The following is a 22457-nucleotide window of genomic DNA, read 5'->3' as shown; positions in this document are numbered from 1 at the left end:
CCTAGTCTGGCTCCGTGATCCTTCTCCTCATCGGCCTCGCGCTGCTCGGATTCTGCGGCTACCGGTTCAGGCAGGATCGGCGGAGGCTGAGCAACGGCGTCTATCTACTTCTCGGAGTGATCTTCACCGGTCTGTGGATGCTGCAGTCGGGTGCACCGGGGACCGAGATCCCGTCGTTCGTCATCGCGACGATCGCTCTGCTCTCGCCGTTGCTGGTGCTCCTGCTTGCAGGATTCCTGATCGTCAACGGGGTCACGATGCTGCGGCGCGAGGGATTCAGCGTGGCGAACCTGCTCTCCCTCGTCGCCGGACTCGGACTGCTCGTTCCCTACGTACTGCTCGCATCAGCGTTGCTGACGCAGAGATATTGGCTCGCAGTCGTTCTCGGATCGTTCAGCCTGGTCGCGTCGTACCTGGGGTTTCTGTTCACGAGCTTTCTGCTCTACTCCTACGTGTACGGACGCCAGAAGTACCAGCCCGGGATGGACGCGATAGTGGTGCACGGCGCCGGGCTTTCGGGTGCCGACGTGACGCCCCTGCTGGCCAGCCGTCTGGACAAGGCCGCGGACATCTTCCGCGCCGAGGTCCGCGAAGGACGTTCACCGCTGTTGGTCGTCAGCGGCGGGAAGGGATCGGACGAGGTGGTCAGCGAGGCTGAGGCAATGTGCGTCTACCTCGTCGATCACGGGATCCCGCGCGAGAACGTGATGCTAGAGGACCGTTCGACCACCACGCTCGAGAATCTCGAGTACACCAGGGACCTTCTCCGAGCCGACACCACGAAGCCTCGAATGGTTCTGGTCACCAGCAACTTCCACATACTCCGAACCGCAACGTTTGCCCGAAGCCTCGATCTGGACGCAGAAGTCATCGGTTCCCACACCGCCCGGTACTACCTGCCGAGCGCTATTCTGCGCGAGTTCGCCGCCGTCACGGTGGAACACAAGTGGCTCAACGGAACGGTCTGCCTGATACTCGCCGCCCTGCCCCCACTGGTTGTCTGGGCGGCAGGAGGCATTGCGTAGCAAGCCTCACCGAATCAGGCTCTCGACGCCCATCGGTCGGCGACCCAGAAGCAGTTCCACGGCAGCACTGCCTGCAAGGAAGTCGTGGTGGTTGTAGAACTCGAACATCGCCGCCAATCGTGAGCTGGCGTTGACGTCCAGGCCGCTGCCGATCTGTTCACGCCATTGATCCACGCTGATCTGTTCTATCGCGACGGTACGTGACGTCTGCTTCTCCACCATCTGTGCCACCTCCATGACGCTCAGAGCTTGCGGGCCGCCCACCTCGTACGTCGCTCCGTGATGCTCGCCCGGGCCCTCGCTCAGGACGACCGCGGCAACAGCTGCCACGTCCGCCAAACTCACGAACGAGAACCTCGTGTCCGCGCTGTACGGCACGACGATGGTCTCTGACCGACCCGTGAGTACTGCTTCGAAATTCTGCGCGTATGCACATGGCTGCAGCACAGTCCATTTCAAGGGCGAACGATGCAGTTCGTCCTCACACCTGGCTTTGTCCAGGTGATGCGGCATTGACGGGCTGAACGGCCACGCCACGGAGTGATAGACAAAGTGCTCCACCCCCGCCGAAGCCGCTGCCGTCAGCGCATTGCGAAGCAGCGCCGGCTCGTCGGGATGGACGTTCGGGGCAATGAAGTACACCCCTCGGCACCCGGCGAGCGCCTTGCGCAGCCCTCTTCCCGTTTCGAGTTCTACCTCGAAGTCCCCGTCGACACGCGCCTTTCGCACCAGTCGCCGAGCTGTCACGCTCTGCGGCAGTGCAGCGACGACTGCCTCACCGGTCTTACCCGCGGCGCCGATCACCGCGATGTCGGCGCCGCGAGCAATTCCGTTCTCCATGAGAGTTTTCCGTCCTAGACGTAGTCGTAGACCGCTGAGGTGGCGCCACCGGAAAGCTGCGCGTAGCCCGGACCCCGATCGAAGAAGGGTTCGTTCTCACCGCGCTCCGAGCGCAACTGATCCCGTAGCTCCGTGGTAGCAGCCTCGTCGACCGACGGCTCGTCACCCTCGATCACGACAACACCGTAGTCGTCGCGTGCGCCCTCCACGGAAACCTTGCGCCACTGAATGTCTCGCAAGACCTCTTCGATCGGACGCTCCAGTGGATCTCCCCAACCGCCACCACCGGTGGTGCGAATCCGTACGACCTCGCCGGCCTTGATCGGCTCGGCATCGGTCAGAGCGTCGAACTCACGCTCGTTCGGTCCACCCGGATCCAGGACCACGGAGAACGGCCGACCGGCCTTGCCGCCCTTGACTCCCCAGCAGGCGAGGATCGAACGATCCGCAATGGACATGAAGTGCGCATCCTTGAGCATCCGGATGTGCTTCTCGTATCCCAGGCCGCCGCGGTAGCGTCCGGCTCCGCCGGAATCCATGGCCAGACCGAGCTTCTCGACGATGAAGGGGAAACGGCTCTCGGTGAATTCGGTCGGCAGGTTCCGTGAATCGGGAACGACGTGAATCGTGTCCTCACCGTCGGCGTAATAGCGTCCGCCCGAACCGCCGCCGAGCACCTCACGCATGAGGTACGAGTGACCCTCGAAGTCCTCACCGTAAACACCGGTGTACCTGATGGTCTCCTGGTCGGCGGGCATGTTGCCGTCCACAGCCTTGGCGACGACGCCGGCCAGCACTCCGAGCAGACGGAGGATGACAAAGGTGCGAGCGTTGGTGGGGGCAGGGAAGATCGGGGTGATCAATGTTCCCTTTTCGGGGAACTTCATCTCGATCAGCGGTACGACGCCCTCGTTGACATCCAGTTCGGCCATGCGCTCCGGGGTGTCCGCGAGGTTACGCAGAATCGGGGCCAACCACTTGATGAGGAAGTTTCCGTCCGCGTAGTCACCGCAGTGGTTGATCGGGCCCTTTGCCTGCGGTCCGGTTCCGTTGAAGTCCAGGATGAGTCGCTCGCCGCCCTCGTCCTCCGGCCGCGTCTTCGTGAGCGTGATCCGCTGGATGTGGAGCATCGGCTCGTCGACGCCGTCGTGCTCGGCGTAGTCCTCCCACGTGTACTCACCGACCGGGATCTTGCTGAGGATCTCGCGGCGGTACGTCTCGGTGGTCGCGTCCATCATCGCGTCGAAGCACGACTCGACGGTGTCGACGCCGTAGCGCTCGAACAATTCGGTGAGTCGACGCGCCCCCATCAGGCACGCCGAGCACTCGGCGTCGAGGTCAGCTGCGAGAGCGTCCGGCATGCGGGAGTTACGCGTCATGATGCGCAGCGCCGCCTCGTTGGGAACTCCCTGGTCCCACAGTTTGATCGGCGGAACCATCAAACCCTCTTCGTACACCGTGGTGGCGCCGGACGGCATGGAGCCGGGGCAGCAACCGCCGATGTCGTCGTGGTGACCGAATGCCTGAACGAACGCAACAACCTTCGGCTCGGCATCGGGAGTGACGCGGGCGAAGACAGGCACCGTGACGCAGAGGTCGGGGAGATGGCCGATGCCACCTTCGGACAGGTAGACGTCGTTGTGGAAGTACACGTCTCCCGGCTTCATCGTCTCGAGTGGGAAGTCCCGGGCGATCGGATGAACCAGGGCGGAATACGAACGGCCCGTGAGCTTGCGGAGGTTCCGGTCGTGAATACCCGCGCGGAAGTCGTGAGCGTCACGGATCATCGGCGAACGCGAGGTGCGCGAAATGGAGGTCTCGACCTCCATTTCCACGCTGGCGAGGTAACCGGCGACGATCTCGACCAGAATCGGATCAGGTGACGCGCCGTCGGTAGCGGTGAGTCGGTACGGCTTGGCCGCGGTGGCAGCAGCAGCATCGAGAATGGCGGTCATCACTTCACTCCGTTCGAGTCGGAAGACTTCGAGATACGAATGTTCCCGAAGGTGTCGATACGTGCCGAGAATCCGGGGTGGATCGGGACAGTCGAGCTGAACTCCTCGATCACGGCCGGTCCTTCGATGACGTCACCCGCACCGAGCAGCGTGCGGTCGTAGGTAGCAGTTTCGACCCAGCTGTCGAAATACGATTGCCGCGAACCGGTTCGGGCGGTGTCGGCGCCAGTGCCGGCGGGGATCTCCTTGAGCGTCGGACGCTTGATCGGGCCGATGCCGCTCACGCGCAGGTTGACCCATTCCACGTGCTGCGACGGGTCTCCCCGGAAGTCGTAGCCGTACAGTTCGCGGTGCGCCTGATGGAACGCCTCGGCCGCGTCGTCCATGATCTGCGCCGTGACGGTACCTTCCGCCACCGGGACGCGTACCTCGAAGGCCTGACCGAGGTAACGCAGATCCGCAGTACGGGAGTACTTGCGCTGCGTCTCGTCGAATCCTTCTTCGGCAAGCGCGATTTCGGCCTCGCCGGCCAACGCGTCGAACTGGCTCTGCAGGTCTTCAGCCTTCAACCGGTCGTGACGACTGACATGCGTCTGGACGTAGTCGTTGCGGACATCGACCGTCAGCAGACCGAACGCGGAGACGTTACCCGGATTGAGCGGGACAAGAACGTCTTTCAGACCCAGGATGTCGACGAGACGGCAGGCGAGCAGGGAGCCGGAGCCGCCGAACGTCACGAGGGTGAAGTCGCGAACGTCGAGGCCACGCTTGACGGTGATCTGACGCAGAGCGTTGGCCTGGTTCCACGCCGAAACCTCGAGGACGCCGACCGCGCACTCCTCGAAGCCCAGACTGAGCTGTGTTGCAAGCTCTTCGAGGCCCTTGCGTGCCAATTCCGTGTCGAGAGGAATCTCGCCACCGAGCAGGTGAGGTGGGATGCGGCCGAGCAGGACGTGCGCGTCGGTGATGGTCGGTTCGCTGCCGCCCTTGCCGTAGCACAACGGTCCGGGATCGGCGCCCGCCGACTGAGGGCCGACTCGGAGGGTGCGTTCCGGCGTCATCCACGCGATCGAGCCACCGCCGGCGCCGACGGTCACGACGTCGATCATCGGGATCTTCGACGGGTAGTTGCCCACTCGCCCTTCGGTGGTCAGCGCGGGCTCGCCGCGAACCACGACGGTGACGTCCGTCGACGTTCCGCCGCCGTCACAGGTCAACACCTGCTCGACGCCGGCCGCATCGGCGATCAGCGCAGCACCGAGAGCTCCGGCAGCCGGCCCCGACAGAACTGTCGTAATAGGCTGGTGAACAACCTCTTTGGCTGAAAGGACACCGCCGTTGGACTTCATGACGTAGAACGGGATGTCGCGAGGTTCGCCGTCGGTGGTCGAGAACTCACGCAGACGATTCGCGATGTTGTTCACGTAGTTTCGGATGTTCGGCTTGACCGCGGCGTCGACGAGAGTGGTGATGGACCGCTCGTATTCGCGGTACTCACGAAGCACCTGGCTCGAGATGCTCACCGTCGCATCGGGGAAGACCTCGAAGAGGATGTCGCGAACGCGCTCCTCGTGCGTCGGATCGGCGTACGAGTGCATGAGGCAGACGCCGATGGTCCGGATGCCGCGGTCCTTGAAGAACTGCGCTGCGCTGCGAACGCTCTCTTCGTCGAGCGGACGAATCTCGCTGCCGTCGAAGGAAAGCCGTCCACCGACGGTGCGTACACGATCGGCGGGAACGATGCGTTCGGGCTTGACCCAGAAGTACGAGTTGCCGTAGCCGTCCGGCACCGACTGACGAGCGATTTCGAGAACGTGCTCGTAGCCTTCGGTGGTGATGAAGCCGAGGTTCTCGACCTTGCCTTCGAGCAGCTTGTTGGTCGCAACGGTCGTGCCGTGGCTGACCGCACCGATCGAGTCGCCGCTCTCGCCGAGCTTGGCGAGCACTTTCTCGATACCGGCGAGAAAGCCCTCGGCGGGATCCGCCGGGGTGGACGGGGTCTTGGTGGTGACGATGGCGCCGGTTTCGTCGTCCACTGCCACGATGTCGGTGAACGTTCCGCCGGTATCGATACCGACCCGAATCTTCCTGGGTTCCACGCTTCCTCCTGAGATCTTTGGCTCGTCTCGTCTGGTACCGATCGACGGTTGCGGCCTAGCCGGTGAGTGGCTCGTACCTGACGTGTAGTGCTATTCCACAGGTTCGGAAGGGCGGATTCTTTGTCACAATTCGCCGAATCGGGGGGCCAAGGTTCGGCGCACGATCACGAGCGGATCTTCGCCGGCGCCCCCGTGGGTTACGCGGACGTGAAAAACGCCCCGAACCTGGTCGGTTCGGGGCGTTTCCCTCATCGTGAATCAGCTGTTGACACCTGAGTGAACTACTCGCGACAACCAGAACGCGCCAGGAATCCGCCTATAGCAACACCTGACAAAGCAATGGCTGCGCCGACGACGGCGCTGACCATCACCGTGCGAGCATCTGTGCCACCCGCTGTCGGTGCAGCGGCCGGAAGAATCGCCGGTGCCGCGACAGCTCCGGAGACTACCGGCACCGCCTCGACCGACGCCGCCGGTATTGCCGCGGCCACGGCGGCAGTGACCTTCTCGGGGATGCCGTTGGCAATGACGCCGTCGATGCTCTTGAAGAACACCCCGGCCATCTTCTTGGCTACACCGGTGATCATGCGCTGCCCGACGCCGCCGACCATCCCGCCGACCACGGCGTCGGCGTCATACGAAAGCAGCGTGCCACCCTCGTTCTCCGTCAAGGTGACCGTGACGTCCGCCTTCACCGTGCCGGGAGCACCAGCCCCCGAAGCCGTCATGACAAACGAATTGGGCCGATTCTGTTGCGACAGAACAACCTCGCCGTCGTAGACGCCCTTGATCGACGCAACTCCGGCCATGATGGAGAGCTTGTAGTGATTGTCCGTGAGCTGCTCGAGCGACTGCACACCGGGAATGGTCGCGGCCAGTACACGACCGTCCTGGAGCTTGTCGTAGACCTCTTCGCGAGGTGCCGTCAGCTGCGCGGTGCCGGCGATTCTCATGCATTCTCCTCTGATGACGAACCCGCATGTGCGAGTCGAAGTTCGAACAGTTCGGACGGTGAAATGGGCATGGACGTGATCGAGATTCCTTCGGCGTCCTCGATGGCGGCCGCGATGACGGCGCTGGTGGGGATCACACCGGCCTCACCGGCACCCTTCATGCCGAGTGGGTTGAGCCCTGACGGCGTGACGGTGTGATCCATCTCGAGCGAATCCGGCATCTCGGTGACGAACGGCATCAAGAAGTCCATGTACGACGCGTTGAGCATCTGCCCGTGCTCGTCGTAGACGATCCGCTCGTAGAGTGCGCCGCCGATACCTTGCGCGACGGCGCCCATGACCTGACCTTCGACGATGCGGGGGTTGATCACGTTTCCGCAGTCGTGGATGACAACGTAACGACGGACCGTGATCTCGGCTGTCACGGGATCGGTTTCGACGATCGCCGCGTGCACTCCCGAAGCGAAGGTGGAACTGGGCGGCGAGTAGTAGCCTGTTGCTTCCAGACCGGGCTGCTCACCCTCGGGAATCGGCGGCTTCGACATGTCCGTGTCGGTCTTGGCGAAACCGGTGGCCAGCTTCGACTCACGGTCGAACGCATATCGTAGCGGGTTCGACAGCACGGCAACAACACTCAGCGGTACGGACGTACCTTCCACACCGGCTTCGGTGCCGATCTTGCACACGTGGCCTTCCCGGAGTTCCAGTTCGGTTTCCGGCAGATCCAAGATTCCGGAGGCGATCTTCTTCGCCTTCTCCGCGACCATCTGCGCCGCGACATGGAAGGCCGAACCCGACATGACCGCCCCACGCGAGGCGAAAGTGCCTACGGCATAACCGAACCGGCGGGTATCACCCGTGACGATCTCGACGTCGGAGACCTTGACTCCGAGATCGTCCGCAACGATCTGGGCGAACGCGGTCTGATGGCCTTGGCCTTGCGTCGTCAAGCCTGTTGCCGCCTTGACCTTTCCGGACGTCTCGACCACGACGTGGGCACCCTCGTAAGGTCCCGGGCCGGTTCCCTCGACGTACGCACCGATACCGATTCCGACCGACCGCCCTTCGGCGCGAGCCTTCCTCTGGTACTCGGGAAATCCGTCCCAGTCGATGAGCTTCTTGAGCTTGTCGATGCCTGCCTGGTAGTCGCCCGTGTCGTAGATCAACGGGCGTCCGTCCTGGAACATCAGGCCGAAGTCGTACGGCATGTCCTCAGGGCGAATGAAGTTCGCCTCCCGCACCGCGATCTTGTCCTTGTTCAGGTACTTGGCGATGGCGTCCATGGATCGCTCCATAGCGAACACTGCCTGCGGACGTCCGGCGCCGCGGTACGGGGTCACGATGACCGTGTTGGTGTACAGCGAATAGGCGTTGACCCGGAACGACTTCGGCTTGTACGGCCCGAGAACCTGCGTCGCGGTGTTGATCATGACGATGATCCCGTACGGCAGGTAGGCACCGTTGTCGTGCCAGAACGTGAAGTCGAACGCCAACAGACGACCCTCGTCGTCGAATCCGATGTCGACCTTCTGGATCTGCCCACGCTCGTGCGCGCTCGAGATGAAGTGCTCACGGCGATCCTCGACCCACTTCACCTCACAGGAGATGCCGGCCTGGCCGAGGCGTCGAGCGGCCCACGTGATCATCACTTCTTCGGGCCACGGGTGAACGATCTTGACGCCGAATCCACCGCCGACGTCAGGAGCGATGCAGTGAACCTTGTTCAGCGCCATCCCCAATCGCGCGGCGATTGCGGCGCGGGCGGACGTGGAGGTCTGGGTGGAGGTCCAGAACGTGAGGGTGTTCTCGTCGCCGTCCCAGCGCGCGTAGACACCCTTGCCCTCCATCGGCATGGAAGCCGAACGCTCGATTTCGAGATCCAGCGTCAGTCGGTGCGGCGCGGCGGCCAGTTCGGCATCCAGATCTCCGAACCCGTGCTGCAGGTGAGCGGCGACGTTGTCCGGAACGTCGGCGTGGACGGCGTTGGCGGCAGTGCGAGCGACGTCGATCCCCACTACAGGCTTCAGCGCCTCGTAGGTGACGTCGATCTTCGCGCACGCGTCCTCGGCGATGTACCGGTTATCGGCGACCACCATGGCGATGGCTTCGCCGACATGCTTCACCTCGTCCTTCGCGAGGGGATACCCGTTGCGCGGAGCGATGATTCCCGGATGCGGAATGAGCAGTGGCAGGTTCTCCGCCATTTCCGGCGTGTCGGCCAGGAGATCTTCGTAGGTGTAGATGGCATGCACACCAGGCACTTCCAGCGCCTGGTCGATGTCGATGTCGATGATTCGCGCATGAGCGTGCGGCGACCTGACGAATGCCGCGATCAGCGCGTTGTGGCCCAGATCGTCGAGGTATCGCCCCTGACCACTGAGCAGACGCGTATCTTCCTCGCGCGGAATCGGTTTACCGAAGAACTTGCCGTCGTCGGCAACCGAATGATCGGCCGTCGAATGATCGGAAGCGGGGTGCTTCGCCCCGTTGCGCTTTGCTGGTTTGACCGGAGTACTCATGCCTTACCCGCCCGTCCTCCGACGGGATTCGTCGTTCCCCGCACCTTGCGATCCAACGCCTCCCGAGTGGACGCGTCGTCGATTCCGAGCGGGAACTGCCCGGCCCGTTCACGCTTGATCTCGGCTGCGCGCAGAACCGACGCCCTGATGTTCTGGTATCCCGTACAACGGCAAAGGTTTCCCGCGATCGCGTCGGTTGCTTCCTCACGTGTGGGATTGGGGTTCTCCTCGAGAAACGCCGCGATGGTCGTCACGAATCCCGGAGTGCAGAATCCGCACTGCAGACCGTGACAATCCTTGAACGCCTGCTGAACCGGATGCAAAGTACCGTCCGGCTCGACGAGGCCTTCGACGGTCGTGATCGATCGACCTTCGAGGCTGGCAGCGAGGACGAGGCAGGACCGAACCGGCTTTCCGTCGAGCAGCACGGTGCACGCACCACACACGCCGTGTTCACAACCGACGTGCGTGCCCGTCTTACGGAGGTGGTGACGAATGGCATCCGAAGCCAAAGTGCGGGAGGGAAGAACGACGGTGCTCGTCACCTCGTTGAGCGTGAACGTCACGGCCACATGGTGCTCACCGGTGTCTGCTGCCAACTCGGCAAGTTGATCATCGATGGAGCGATCGTTTTTGGACATTGTCACCACTTTCCTGCCAGTACTGCGTTCTCACTGAGAGCATCCGTTGCCGCCGCGAAGCCGACCCGCGCCGTGAGCGCGGACACCAACTGCGAGCGGTACGCCGCCGTCCCGTGAATGTCTGCCTCGGTATCTATCTGCGCGCGGGCGCATTCTCCGAGAGTGCGCCATCGCGGGTCTCGCTGATCCGTCGCGGACGCCCCCGCCAGCACGTCCGTGTAGTCCACGACCTGCCCCAGCTCTCCGGCGGACACGTACGTCATGTGCGCTTCGGCCACCAGACCGTCGACCACGCGAATCCGGGCGACGACGCCGACCAGTGCGTAGTCACCGTGACGACGCGCGATCTCGTCGATGGCGGTCCCCACTCCGGGTTCGGCGCCGGGCACCGACACCGACACCGCGATCTCGTCCGATTCCAGGCTCGATTCGAGAGGACCGGCAAAGAGATCCGTCGACGCGATCTCGCGGGTGCCACGCACCGACTGGACGGTCACGCTGCCGCCGAGCAGTGTCAGGACTGCCGGCATCTCCGCCGACGGGTCGGCGTGGACGATGGAACCGACGCTCGTCCCGCGGTTACGGATCGTGGGGTGCGCTACCAACTGCAGAGCACGGTTCAGTAGAGGCTGAACTCGACGAGCACCTTCGTCGGCCGCCAGCACCGAGTGCGTGGCCAGGGCCTGGAACCGCACTCCTTCGTCTTCGGACGAGGTCACCGAAGCGAGGTTCGGGATCGATCCGATGTCGACGATGTGGGCGGGCGCGGCGAGGCGCATGGACAGCAACGGCACAAGCGATTGCCCACCGGCGAGCACCTTCCCCTCGTGAGAGACCTCGGAGAGGATTCGGCACGCGTCCTCGACCGAGGACGGTCGGTGATAAGTCAGCGGCGACGGTTTCATTACTCAATCCTGCCTCTATGAGTCACTTCACGTTTTGTGCAGATGTGACAACGGTCACGGGTCATACCTGGCATACATTCAACTTGGCATCACGTGAGCTGCGCCACGGGCTCTTCCCGTTCGTCATCTGACGTATCCGGACCCGTCGTGGAGCCCGGTCGCCTGCCGGGCTCCGGCCTGTTCAGTTCGGGGTTCCTGGACCCGACGAACTGGCAGAAGTGGTACATCACGATCAAGACGATGGTGCCGAGCGCGATGCCTCCGAGTGAGAACGTGTCACTGAACTTCAGAGCCGTGTCGCCGATACCGATGATCAGACCGGCGGCGATCGGCATCAGATTCAGCGGATTCCCGAAGTCGACACCGTTCTCTTTCCAGATCTTGGCGCCGAGCAGACCGATCATGCCGAACAGAACCACAAGAATTCCGCCGAGAACGCCGCCGGGAGTCGCCGCCATGACCGCCCCGAACTTGGGGGAGAAGCCGAGCAGGATCGCGATGACACCCGCGATCACGTACGCGGCGGTCGAGTACACCCGAGTGGCCGCCATGACACCGATGTTCTCGGCGTGTGTCGTCGTGGGAGAGCCGCCTACTGCGCTGGCGATGGCGGTGGCAAAACCGTCACCGGCAATTGCGCGTCCGATGTACGGGTCGAGATCGTCGCCCGTGATCTCGGCGACGGCCTTGACGTGACCGGCGTTTTCCGCGACCAGTGCGATGACACCGGGAAGGACCAGAACGATGAACGTGAGGCTGAACGAGGGAGCGTGGATACCGACGATTCCGTTGGCTTCGTCCGAGAACGGCGGCAACCCGAACCATGACGCCGAGTGCACCGAATCCCAGTTGACACGAAAGTGCTCGGTGGGTGCTCCACTACCGCCGGCGGACGTGATCGGACCGGAGACCCGGTCGAGGACCCACGAGAAGATGTAGCCGAAAACCAGCGCGACGAGAATGGCGATACGTCCCAGGAAGCCGCGTAGCGCAACGCTCATCACGATCAGGGCAACCATCACGATCAGTGCCACCCATTGGTCCTGCGGCCAGTACAACCCCGCGACAACGGGCGCCAGGTTGAAACCGATCAGCATCACCACAGCGCCGGTGACCACCGGCGGTAGCGCTTTACTGATGACGCCACCGCCGAGAAAGTGGATGGCGATGCCGACGAATCCCAGAACCAACCCCGACACCAGAATCGCACCGGTCACTTCCGCCGTCGTTCCACCCTGGGCACGAATAGCGGCAACGCCGCCGACGAAGGCCGCCGACGTACCGAGGTAACTGGGGACGCGTCCTTTGACCACCAGGAGGAAAAAGAGCGTACAAAAGCCCGACATCATCACGGCGAGTTGAGGATTGAGCCCCATGATGATCGGGAAGACGAACGTCGCGCCGAACATCGACACGACATGCTGGCCACCCAACCCGATGGTTCTTCCCCAACTGAGTCGCTCGCCGGGAGCGACCACTTCACCGGGTCCGATGTTCTTTCCGTCTCCGTGCAACGTCCAGATCGGCATGACGAGACCTTTCGCGAAGGAGGAAGGTGTTCGAAATGCTTTGTGCCCCAGCTCACAAACACCGTGTCTGGAGTGAAACGCTAATGCAGCAATCAGATTTGGACGTGATGACAATCTGCCAGAACCCACTCGCCGAGATTGGCAACAATGATGGCAGATGACGCGGGCAGGGGTCATCGTCAGTGCTGGAGACAGTTTCGACCGAAATGAGGACCGCGCCGCGAAGGGTCCAAACATTTTCTTCGGCTTAATGATTCCGTAACACGATGTCTGTCAACGGAAAACGAGGTACCTAGCCCAGGGCTGCGAGGATCCCTGCTGCCATCTCCGCGACCTGATCATCGGTCATCACGAACGTCGGCGAAATCTGCATCGCACCCTGACCCGCCGCGCGACCCGAAATACCGTGCTCACGCAACGTCTTCACAAACGGCAACGCCTCCGCCGGATCAACCAACTGCACCGCAGCGACCGCACCGAGCCCACTACGAACCTCCGCCACCCGCGGATGCTCCGCCAACGGCTGCAGATGCGTATGCAACGACGCCTCCAGACGCTTCGACTCCCCAAGCAAATTCTCACGCTCGAGAATGTCGAGGTTCGCCATCGCCGCCGCAGCAGCACCGGCATGCCCGCCATACGTGTAACCATGACGCCACCACGAACCCGCATAGAACGGCTCCGCCACCCGCGGCGCGATGAACACCGCACCCATCGGAACGTAACCGGACGTCAAACCCTTTGCCGTGGTCATCATGTCGGGCTGCAAATCGAAACGACTAGACGCGAACCACTCGCCGCCGATACGACCGAAACCGGTCACGACCTCGTCGACGACAAACAAAATGTCGTGCTCGCGGCAGATGTCGCGCACCTCCGCCAGATACCCCTCCGGCGGAAGATACACCCCACCGGCACCGATGATCGGCTCCGCGAAGAACGCGGCGATCCTGTTCGCACCGATCCTCTCGATCAACTCGAGCAGACTCTTCGCATCATCCCAGCCGACCGTGGCCGCATCCGCCATCAACTCGCCGTAACCCTCACGGTTCACCGGAATACCCGCCAGAGCCGTTCCCGCAACATGCATTCCGTGGTACGCCTTCTGACGACCGACGATGATCGCCTTCTCCGGCTGCCCCACCTCGTGCCAGTACCGGCGAGCGAGCTTCGCCGCAGTGTCCACCGAATCCGAACCACCCGAAGTGAAGAAGATCTTGCTCCCGGCAACCGGCGCGATCGTCGCCAACCGCTCCGCCAACACCTGCGTGGTCTCGGGAACAAAATCACCGAAATTCGAGAAATGAGCGATCTTCGACAACTGAGCCGCCACCGCGTCCGCGATCTCCGTGCGCCCGTGCCCGACATTGGTGAACCACAGGCCCGCCGTCGCATCCAGATACCGAGTGCCCTCGCGGTCCCAGATGTACGCGCCCTCACCGCGAGAGACGACAAACGCGCCGTTCTTCTCCACAGCGCCCATGTCCGCGAACCCGTGCCACAATGCCGAAGCCATCGTCGTTCTCTCCCAACTGGATACGTTCGAAATAGATTAGGTCAGTTCACGCGGAGTGCGGGAGGAAGAACCCGCTCGACCCACTGGGTTGCCTGCTCGAATGCGTAGGCGAGTTGGAGTACGTCCACGTCGGCTCCGTGCCGACCGATGATCTGGATACCCATGGGAAGCGAACGATCGTCGAAGCCGACCGGCATCCCCGCAACCGGAACCCCGGCCATCGTCCAGGGAACAACCGTCTCCATCCACCGGTGATACGTGTCCATCGACCGCCCGTCGACGGTCTCGGGCCAGTGAGTGTTCTTGTCGAAAGGAAACACCTGAGCACTCGGCGCGAGAATGTAGTCGTAGGTTTCGAACATCTTGGTAATGGCCGACAGCCAGCCGTTGCGGGCCTCCGCAGCCTTGGTCACGTCGAGTGCCGAGAGGGTGACCGCATGCCCGAGTTCCCACAACAGTTCGGGCTTCATCAACTCACGCAAACTCGGATCGTTGTACTGATCGATCAAACCGAGCTGCGCCCACCAACGCCATCGCAGGAACAGTTGCCAGATGTCCTCGGGTTTGAAGTCGGGAAGCGCAGCCTCGACGCGGCACCCCAACTGTTCGAAGACCTCGAACGAGGATTCGCACAACTCGAGAACTCCAGGTTCGGTTGCCAGGTAGCCGTTCCAGTCACCGACCCATGCGATCTGAGAGCCCTTCAGATCCCGTGCGAGGCTTTCGGTGAACACAGCGGGATTCTCACGAATCCCCAACGGTGCATAGGCATCCGGTCCCGCCATCGTGGAGAGCAGGTGAGCCACGTCGGTGACGGTTCGGCCCATCGGACCCACAACAGCGCCCTGAGCGATGAATCCCGTCTCCGGTATCCGACCCCAGGAAGGTCGAAACCCAACAACGTTGTTGAACGCCGACGGGTTTCGGAGCGAACCCATGTAATCGCTTCCATCAGCCACCGGCAGCATGCGAAGCGCCAACGACGCTGCTGCGCCTCCGCTGCTACCGCCGGCAGTGCGCGAATTGTCGTACGGCGACACCGTCGTACCCCACACCGGGTTGTACGTCTGCGATCCGAGCCCGAACTCCGGTGTGTTCGTCTTGCCGATCACGATGGCACCGGCAGACTTGATCCGCTTGACGAACAGGTCGTCCTCTTCGGCGATTCGATCCGCGAACATCGGCGACCCGGACGTGAACGGCAGACCCTTGGCTGCCGAAAGATCCTTCACCGCATGCGGAAACCCGTGCATCCAACCGAGATACTGCCCACTCGCCAACTGCGAATCACGCTCGCGCGCCTCCGCCGTCAACGCTTCCCGATCCCGCAATGCGACGATCGCGTTCACCGCCGGGTTATGAACTTCGATCTGGTCGAGGTAGCTGTCCATCACCTCGACACACGACACTTCACGCCTGCGTATCAGACCACTGAGCGTGACCGCATCGGCCATGACGAGCTCGCGATTCTCGGGCGCACCGGAAACGCTCTCGTCGACAGGGTCAGCAGCATGAACCATCGTGAATCCTTTCAAGCAGTGAAGTGGGTTGCGCCGGCAGAATCTCGGTCGGATTCGCCGCCACCGGCAACTGATTCGAGGACGAATTACCGGTGGCGGCGCGCGACTGTCGAAGTTTCCAGCGAGGTTCTTACCGGCTACTGACCGAGATCGACGATGGCGGCGACAGGACCGCCGCCCTCGGGGCCCTGATGCGCTGCCGAGACCGAGACGAACACTGCCGGATCACCGGTGACAGCTGCCGTGACTCCACCTACGCACGACTTGATCTGGCGGTGCCAGTGCACGTCGGAGTCGTCGAGCATCGCATTACGACGGCCGCGGACCGTTCCGTCCTGGCTGGCCTCGCACTTCAAGAACACGTTGACGAGTTGACCGTCCAGGTCGCTCGAGTGCGGCCGCTCCGGAAGTTCGAGTCCGGCGTCACGGATCGCCGCCCAGATGCCGTCCTGGTCGAGCGGATCCTTCATCACGCTGTGGCCGATCCGGTAGCGTCCGCCGACGCCACGTGCGTTACCGACGACAACGATCTGAGCACGGTCCAACTCGACGCCGGACGAGCAGGATGCAACAGAGGAGAAGAGCTCGCGGCTGTGCATGACATCCTCGTCGGTCGGCATGTCGATTTCGCCGAGTGCAACCGCGATTCCGAGCGCCGTACCGCCGTTGGACAGGTCCATCGACTCATGAGTCTGTTCGGTCCACACGGTCTTGCCGCGACTCTTGGCGTCACGGATGGTGTGGATTGTCAGCAACGGAGTCTTGGTCTGTACGTAGTGCACGTCGGCGGGATCGGTGATTCCGGCATCGGCCATCGCATCTTTCACTGCCGCAGCTACTTTGGTGATCATTGCGGTACGACCGATGTCCTCGGGCAGCAGCTGCTCACTCATGGCGACACCCACGGTCAGTCGCGGCTCGTCGGTCTTGGTGACCTTGTCTGCCGGTACCGTCGCGAAGATCGTCGCGTGCGGGCTGATCACACCGTCCGTGCCGCCTGACCAGACGATCGGCACCTCCGCCACCTCTTCGGGGCTGCGATTACCCTTGGCGGAGAGAACCTCTCGAAACGCTCGGTCCGCGATGATTCGCGTGTAGTCGTTGACGCCGCCGTTACCCTCGGTTTTGCCGATGACTGCAATGACGCGGTCGGCCTCGAGGACACCGTCGTCGATCAGCTTGGCGAGCTCACTGGCGTCGGAGACGCTGTGTAGCGGAACCTTACGGACCTCGATTGCTTCGGGCATTGGCATCTCCTTGTATAGGGAATCGTGGAGGCAAAATTGGGCCTTGACAGCTCCTGGCGCCCAGTCCAGCCGAGCGGTTCGGAACTGCCATGCCGACCACGCTATGACGACTCGAACCCTTCGGCATCGTCAATAGTTGCCCAAACGAAAACCGCGATTGGTTATTTCGACTCCAATTCACCGGTTGTGCGCCGCCCCATCGGTTCTCACTTACGATTCGACCATGGACACCACTGTTGTCGACCATCCGCTGGCGGCATCGCTGCTCACGACCATGCGCGACGCTCGCAGCGACAACGCAACTTTCCGGTCCGCCTTGCGCAGACTGACCCATATGTTGGTCTACGAGGCCATGCGCGGCGCAGAAGTGGAACAGTTCGACATCGAGACGCCAGTTGCTCCGACGCTGGGAGTGCGGCTGGCAAATCCACCGCTCCTGGTACCGGTCTTGCGAGCAGGCCTCGGCATGGTCGAGCAGGCGAGTGCCCTTATTCCGCAGGCAGGCGTCGGTTTCGTGGGAATGGCACGAGACGAGAAGACACACCAACCGGTTCCGTATCTGGAGTCCCTTCCCGCTGATCTGTCGGGCACCCCCGTCTACGTCCTCGATCCGATGTTGGCGACCGGTGGATCCATCATCCGCACAATCGATCTGCTCATTGCACGCGGAGCCACCGATGTGACTGCAATATGTGTCGTCGTGGCTCCGGAGGGGATCGAAGCACTGAGGAACTCCGGACATCCAGTCAGGCTCCTCACTGCGAGCATCGACGACGGCCTGAACGAAAATGCTTTCCTGGTACCTGGACTCGGAGACGCGGGCGATCGCCAATTCGGACCACGGTAGTTGGCAGACATACGGAGAACCACTCATTTCGAGAGGCTATTTTCGTCAACTGTTGACAATGTTCGTCGCGTGATCGAGCGTAGTCTCGCGACATGGATAGATCTGCCAAATATTCGAGCGAAGAGCTTCAACATTTGCCAGAAGGTGGCGACTACAGACTGACGGTTCGGGATGTCCTCGAGCTGCCCAGTCTGCGTGGAGCCGAAGTCCTTGCCGGGCACGGGGGCTTGCGCCACCTCGTTCAATCGGTGAACGTGATGGAAGTACCGGACATCCTCGCTTGGGTGAAGCCGAACGAACTGTTGGTGACAACCGGGTTCCCGCTGCGTTACGGGCGAACCGGAGAGCTTCTCGACGATACAGATCTCAGCGACCTCGTCGACGGTCTCGCACGCCGAGGAGTCGCGGCACTTGCCGTTAAAACGGGCCGCTATCTCGACGAACTGCCGGAAGCCATGCTGCACATGGCAGAGCAGCGAGGGCTGCCGTTGTTGGTTCTTCCCGTCACCGCAGGATTCGACGAGGTGATCTCGGAGGTCTTCACCAAGTTGGTGGCGAAGCAGTCTGCGGCACTCGACATTGCCGATCGTCTTCACCGCTCGTTGACGTCGATCGTCTTGGAAGGTGGCGATCTACCCCAGATTGCCGCGGAATTCGCCGCGCTTTTCGACGTCAGCGTTCTCATCTGCTCGCCGGACGGAAGAGTGTTGACGGAGGCCGGAGATTCAGCCGCGCTGAACGCGCTTCCGTTGTTCGAAAGCACCGGTCGGTTCCTGACCGAACGGGTCGCTGTCGGTTTACAGAACGCGCCCAAAGGATTTCCTGGTCAGTTGGCGCTCACCCGGGTGGTGGCCGGCGGCACCGACCACGGCCGAATGGTCGCGTACGCCGGCACCCACGAACTCGGCGCAGTTGTCGTCCAAGCGCTGGAGCGAGCGGCCACCGTTGCTGCGCTGGCCGTCACCAAGCAGCTGGCAGTTGCGGCAGTGGAATCCAAATTCCGCGGCGACTTCCTCCGCGACGCGCTGATAGGTGAAGCCGGCTCGCCGGCGGAAGTGAGCGCGCACTTCACCCAGTTGGGGTGGGATGTCACTCGTCCACTTGCCGTTGTGGTTGCAGAACTCGACGTCGATCACCCGGAATCCCAGCACGCGAATTCCACGCGCACGGACCAAGATCGACTCAGCGACGGCTGGCAACAGGTGGTACGCACCCACGAGCGGACGGCACCCTCCGTCGGGTTTCGACACGAGGTGGTCACGCTTTTCCCCACCAGCACCGACCGTGCGGTTCGGGACATCGAAGGGTTGGTGCGCAAGGTTGCCGGAGATCGCACCAGCGGCCGCCGCTCCTTCAGCACGGGAGTGAGCCGGGTGATCTACTCCCTGGCCGATCTACCTGCTGCCTACGACCAGGCCTGTACGGCCGTGGTCGTCGGCCGACGTATCAACGGGCCGGGCCAGATCGCGCACTTCGACGAACTCGGCGTACACCGACTCCTCTCGCTCCAGACGGACAAGAGCGAACTGCGTTCGTTCACCGATGACGTTCTGAAGTCACTGTCGGCGGACAACGCCGAAGCCGCAGATTTGCGTCTGACACTCCAGACGTTGCTCGACTGCAATTGCAATGTCGCCGAGGCGTCTCGGGCACTGCATATGCACTACAACACGTTGCGATACAGAATCGGAAAGCTGGAGAGCGTCGTCGGATCGTTCACCGACGACCCCGTCCTTCGATTGAACGTCTCACTCGCCCTGCAGGTCATGAAGATGCACGAAATGTCATGAAGATGCGCCCAATAGGCTGACAGAGCGCCCCAATTACGGTTCGATACAACCGCAATCGCGCGATGCGGTGAGCGTTCGTCACTTCTTACCCACCACTGATACCCGTCATCGGCAAGGTTACCCATGTGCCGTTGACCGGTGCGCGCTTACGGTTCGAAAGACGGGCCGCACATACCTCCTTCAGTGGCCCTGGCCGATTTCTCGGTCCAGCGGACCGGAGTCGACCGAACTACGGAGGCCTCAACCACCAACTGGCTCAGCCAATTACACCAGAACACGGCGGTGCGACATGAACTCGACTTCGAAGCCTCACAACACAAGTGCTCGTAGTGGTCCGCTACACGACGTGATTGTCGTCGACCTCACGCGCGCACTCGCGGGTCCTCACGCGGCAATGATGCTCGGCGATCTGGGTGCCGACGTGATCAAGGTCGAATCACCTCACGGTGGCGACGACACCCGTGGGTGGGGGCCGCCTTTTGTGGAGCCACCGCTGGAACCACCGAACACGCAACGGGAATCGACGTATTTCCTGTCCACGAACCGGAACAAGAAGTCGATCACGCTCGACCTCAAATCCGACAGCGGGCGCGCAACCCTCGAAGATCTTGTCTGCCGCGCCGACGTTCTCATGGAGAACTTCCGCACCGGAGTTCTCGATCGACTCGGATTCTCCACCGAGCGGCTGGCCGAACTCAATCCTCGACTGATCGTCCTGTCCATCAGCGGTTTCGGCCACGACGGCCCGGAAGGTGGCCGCGCCGGTTACGACCAGATCGCCCAGGGGGAAGCCGGACTCATGTCGCTGACCGGCTCGAGCCCGGACGACGTTCAACGAGTCGGAGTTCCGATCGCCGATCTTCTCGCCGGAATGTACGGGGCGTTCGGTGTCGTCGCGGCTTTGAAGGAACGCGAACAGACGGGGAGAGGCCGTGTCGTTCGAACGTCGCTCTTGGCCAGCGTGGTCGGTGTTCACGCGTTTCAAGGAACGAAGTGGACCGTCGCCGGCGAGGTAGGCACAGCGCAAGGCAACCACCATCCCTCCATCGCACCGTACGGACTCTTTCGTACCGGCGATGGCGCAGTACAGATCTCGGTCGGCAGCGAAAGCCTGTGGAGAAGATTCTGCGAAGGGTTCGAACTCGATCCCGACGCCCCCGGTATGGCAACAAACGCCGAACGCGTCGAGAATCATTTCCAGGTAGTCGAATTGATCGAACGTACCTTCAAACCGTATTCGCGTGACGAGCTTCTGACCGAACTCGACCGCATCGGAATACCGGCAGGACGGGTTCGGACGATCTCCGAAGTGTACGAATGGGAACAGACCCGATCACAGGGATTGCTCGTCGACGTCGACCACAGCACGCTCGGCAACATCACTCTGCCCGGTCCGCCGCTTCGATTTTTCGATCCGGACGGAACCGAGGTGACGGAGACCCGGCACACGGCACCGCCGGTGCTCGGTGAAGACACTGACGAAGTCATGTCGTGGCTACAAGGATTCACCCGATGAACCGCCTGACGGCTCGCGACTTGCTCGACCTGGTGATCGATGCCGGCACCTGGGAGTCGTGGGATACCCCTCCGATCCCCGTCGCGACCGACTCCGATTACGCCGAAGCACTTCTGCGGGCGCAGGAGAAGACCGGGCTCGACGAGTCCGTCCTGACCGGAAGCGCCTCCGTCCGAGGCCGCCGTGTGGCAATCATCGTCTGCGAGTTCGGTTTTCTCGGCGGATCGATCGGCGTGGCGGCGGGCGAACGCCTCGTCGTCGCCATCCGTCGAGCGACGCAAGAGCAGCTGCCCCTTCTTGCGCTTCCCACCTCCGGAGGAACGCGTATGCAGGAGGGGACAACGGCATTTCTGCAGATGGTCAAGATCACCGCGGCGCTCATCAAGCACAAAGAAGCGCACCTGCCCTACATCGTCTACCTCCGAAACCCCACCACCGGAGGCGTATTCGCGTCCTGGGGGTCACTCGGTCACGTGACGATCGCGGAGCCAGGAGCCCTCGTGGGATTCCTCGGCCCCCGGGTGTTCGAGGCTTTGTACAACTCACCTTTCCCCGTCGGTGTCCAGACAGCGGAGAACCTTCACGAGCACGGACTCATCGATGCGGTGAGGCCGCCAGACCAGCTCGCCGAAATCGTCGACCGCGCATTGCGCATCATCACCTCGAGACGTCGTGGGTACTCGTTGCCGAGTGACCCGTGCTCGTACGATTGCCCACCCGATACGTCGGCGTGGGAATCCGTCGTCGCATCCCGACGCGAAGACCGACCGGGGATCCGGGAAGTGTTGCTCAATTCCGCCTCGGACATGCTCCCGCTCAACGGAACCGGCCAAGGCGAGAACGATCCCGGCATCATGCTCGCGCTCGTTCGCTTCGGCGACATGCCCTGCGTCCTTCTCGGACAGGACCGACGCGGGCAGACTGCTCACTCCCCACTCGGCCCCGGCGCTCTGCGGGAAGCTCGGCGAGGGATGCGGCTTGCCGCAGAGCTCGACCTGCCGTTGGTGACGATCATCGACACGGCAGGCGCGGCACTGTCGAAGGAAGCCGAAGAAGGTGGATTGGCCGGCGAGATCGCTCGGTGCATAGCCGACATGATTTCACTCGAGGTCCCCACCATTTCCCTCCTGCTCGGGCAGGGCACCGGCGGCGGCGCCCTGGCACTGATTCCGGCCGATCGAGTGCTGGCGGCCCGCCACGGTTGGCTCTCGCCCTTACCTCCCGAGGGGGCGAGCGCGATCATGTTCCACGACATCACGCACGCTCCGGAGATGGCGGCCGGTCAAGGGATACGGTCCTTCGATCTGCTCACGGGCGGCATCGTCGATCGGGTCATCCCCGAATTTCCCGATGCCGCGGACGAATCCGCCGCCTTCTGCACTCGCGTCGGAGCGGTACTGCACTACGAGCTGAGCGTGCTCAGTGCTACCGATGCGACTGAACGGCTCATCACCCGCACCGAACGCATCGACCGTATCGGCCTGGTCGAAGCCAGCACTGCCGTCTGATCGATCAGTACACAGAACACGCACACACCGCGAAAGGCCGGACATCC

Annotated in this window: 16 protein-coding genes; 5 read left to right on the top strand and 11 right to left on the bottom strand. The window is 62.6% G+C overall.

Annotation, left to right across the window (positions count from 1 at the left end; translation table 11 throughout):
• The first annotated feature begins 14 nt into the window (after window positions 1–14).
• Window positions 15–1025 (top strand): YdcF family protein, encoded by a 1011-nt coding sequence (locus H351_RS03710; protein WP_020909742.1) that lies wholly within the window; start codon window positions 15–17, stop codon window positions 1023–1025.
• 6 nt (window positions 1026–1031) lie between these two features.
• Here the strand turns inward: H351_RS03710 and H351_RS03705 are convergent, their stop codons facing one another.
• The 11 genes from H351_RS03705 to bar all read right to left on the bottom strand — a co-directional run bounded on the left by H351_RS03705 (window position 1032) and on the right by bar (window position 16749).
• The gene (locus H351_RS03705) at window positions 1032–1865 is read right to left on the bottom strand and encodes an NmrA family NAD(P)-binding protein (protein WP_029256748.1); all 834 of its coding nucleotides are present in this window, start codon (window positions 1863–1865) and stop codon (window positions 1032–1034) included.
• Window positions 1866–1879: 14 nt separating this feature from the next.
• Entirely contained in the window at window positions 1880–3820 is a 1941-nt protein-coding gene (locus H351_RS03700; RefSeq protein ID WP_003946069.1) for a hydantoinase B/oxoprolinase family protein, read from the bottom strand.
• Entirely contained in the window at window positions 3820–5919 is a 2100-nt protein-coding gene (locus H351_RS03695) for a hydantoinase/oxoprolinase family protein (protein WP_019746087.1), read from the bottom strand. Before H351_RS03695 ends, H351_RS03700 begins: the two co-directional genes overlap by 1 nt.
• Window positions 5920–6200: 281 nt before the next feature.
• The gene (locus H351_RS03690; RefSeq protein WP_029256749.1) at window positions 6201–6872 is read right to left on the bottom strand and encodes an SRPBCC family protein; all 672 of its coding nucleotides are present in this window, start codon (window positions 6870–6872) and stop codon (window positions 6201–6203) included.
• Window positions 6869–9391, bottom strand: coding sequence for an aerobic carbon-monoxide dehydrogenase large subunit (cutA, locus tag H351_RS03685; RefSeq protein ID WP_019746089.1), 2523 nt, complete (start codon window positions 9389–9391; stop codon window positions 6869–6871). The genes H351_RS03690 and cutA overlap by 4 nt, the downstream gene beginning before the upstream one ends.
• Window positions 9388–10032, bottom strand: a complete 645-nt coding sequence (locus H351_RS03680; protein WP_029256750.1) for a (2Fe-2S)-binding protein — start codon at window positions 10030–10032, stop codon at window positions 9388–9390. Before H351_RS03680 ends, cutA begins: the two co-directional genes overlap by 4 nt.
• A 2-nt stretch (window positions 10033–10034) precedes the next feature.
• The gene (locus tag H351_RS03675; RefSeq protein ID WP_019746091.1) at window positions 10035–10937 is read right to left on the bottom strand and encodes an FAD binding domain-containing protein; all 903 of its coding nucleotides are present in this window, start codon (window positions 10935–10937) and stop codon (window positions 10035–10037) included.
• A gap of 89 nt (window positions 10938–11026) precedes the next feature.
• On the bottom strand, window positions 11027–12466 hold the full coding sequence (locus H351_RS03670; protein WP_020909747.1) for a uracil-xanthine permease family protein: 1440 nt from the start codon (window positions 12464–12466) through the stop codon (window positions 11027–11029).
• 292 nt (window positions 12467–12758) lie between these two features.
• Window positions 12759–13982, bottom strand: a complete 1224-nt coding sequence (locus H351_RS03665; RefSeq protein ID WP_059016318.1) for an aminotransferase family protein — start codon at window positions 13980–13982, stop codon at window positions 12759–12761.
• Between the two features lie 41 nt (window positions 13983–14023).
• Complete coding sequence (locus H351_RS03660) at window positions 14024–15502, bottom strand: amidase (RefSeq protein WP_029256751.1); 1479 nt, start codon at window positions 15500–15502, stop codon at window positions 14024–14026.
• 137 nt (window positions 15503–15639) lie between these two features.
• A complete protein-coding gene (bar, locus tag H351_RS03655) occupies window positions 15640–16749 on the bottom strand; it encodes a barbiturase (protein ID WP_003946033.1) in 1110 nt (369 codons plus the stop codon).
• Window positions 16750–16972: 223 nt separating this feature from the next.
• Between bar and upp the strand changes: the two genes are divergently transcribed.
• The 4 genes from upp (at window position 16973) to H351_RS03635 (ending at window position 22410) form a co-directional block, all read left to right on the top strand.
• Window positions 16973–17596, top strand: coding sequence for a uracil phosphoribosyltransferase (upp, locus tag H351_RS03650; RefSeq protein WP_019746096.1), 624 nt, complete (start codon window positions 16973–16975; stop codon window positions 17594–17596).
• Window positions 17597–17688: 92 nt separating this feature from the next.
• Window positions 17689–19386 (top strand): PucR family transcriptional regulator, encoded by a 1698-nt coding sequence (locus H351_RS03645; protein ID WP_003946020.1) that lies wholly within the window; start codon window positions 17689–17691, stop codon window positions 19384–19386.
• A gap of 289 nt (window positions 19387–19675) precedes the next feature.
• Entirely contained in the window at window positions 19676–20902 is a 1227-nt protein-coding gene (locus H351_RS03640) for a CaiB/BaiF CoA transferase family protein (RefSeq protein WP_020909750.1), read from the top strand.
• Entirely contained in the window at window positions 20899–22410 is a 1512-nt protein-coding gene (locus tag H351_RS03635; RefSeq protein WP_020909751.1) for a carboxyl transferase domain-containing protein, read from the top strand. Before H351_RS03640 ends, H351_RS03635 begins: the two co-directional genes overlap by 4 nt.
• Window positions 22411–22457 lie beyond the last annotated feature (47 nt).

The sequence above is a fragment of the Rhodococcus erythropolis R138 genome, assembly GCF_000696675.2.
GTDB classification, from domain to species: domain Bacteria; phylum Actinomycetota; class Actinomycetes; order Mycobacteriales; family Mycobacteriaceae; genus Rhodococcus_F; species Rhodococcus_F erythropolis.
This window is presented reverse-complemented; position numbering and strand designations above follow the sequence as displayed.

Bases quoted from the DNA above. Each gene is read 5' to 3' on its own strand.
- H351_RS03700 (WP_003946069.1), bottom strand. From the start codon at position 3,820: ATGACCGCCATTCTCGATGCTGCTGCTGCCACCGCGGCCAAGCCGTAC.
- H351_RS03690 (WP_029256749.1), bottom strand. From the start codon at position 6,872: ATGAGAATCGCCGGCACCGCGCAGCTGACGGCACCTCGCGAAGAGGTC.
- H351_RS03675 (WP_019746091.1), bottom strand. From the start codon at position 10,937: ATGAAACCGTCGCCGCTGACTTATCACCGACCGTCCTCGGTCGAGGAC.
- H351_RS03705 (WP_029256748.1), bottom strand. From the start codon at position 1,865: ATGGAGAACGGAATTGCTCGCGGCGCCGACATCGCGGTGATCGGCGCC.
- upp (WP_019746096.1), top strand. From the start codon at position 16,973: ATGGACACCACTGTTGTCGACCATCCGCTGGCGGCATCGCTGCTCACG.
- H351_RS03670 (WP_020909747.1), bottom strand. From the start codon at position 12,466: ATGCCGATCTGGACGTTGCACGGAGACGGAAAGAACATCGGACCCGGT.
- H351_RS03640 (WP_020909750.1), top strand. From the start codon at position 19,676: ATGAACTCGACTTCGAAGCCTCACAACACAAGTGCTCGTAGTGGTCCG.
- H351_RS03645 (WP_003946020.1), top strand. From the start codon at position 17,689: ATGGATAGATCTGCCAAATATTCGAGCGAAGAGCTTCAACATTTGCCA.
- cutA (WP_019746089.1), bottom strand. From the start codon at position 9,391: ATGAGTACTCCGGTCAAACCAGCAAAGCGCAACGGGGCGAAGCACCCC.
- H351_RS03635 (WP_020909751.1), top strand. From the start codon at position 20,899: ATGAACCGCCTGACGGCTCGCGACTTGCTCGACCTGGTGATCGATGCC.
- H351_RS03680 (WP_029256750.1), bottom strand. From the start codon at position 10,032: ATGTCCAAAAACGATCGCTCCATCGATGATCAACTTGCCGAGTTGGCA.
- H351_RS03660 (WP_029256751.1), bottom strand. From the start codon at position 15,502: ATGGTTCATGCTGCTGACCCTGTCGACGAGAGCGTTTCCGGTGCGCCC.
- H351_RS03665 (WP_059016318.1), bottom strand. From the start codon at position 13,982: ATGGCTTCGGCATTGTGGCACGGGTTCGCGGACATGGGCGCTGTGGAG.
- bar (WP_003946033.1), bottom strand. From the start codon at position 16,749: ATGCCCGAAGCAATCGAGGTCCGTAAGGTTCCGCTACACAGCGTCTCC.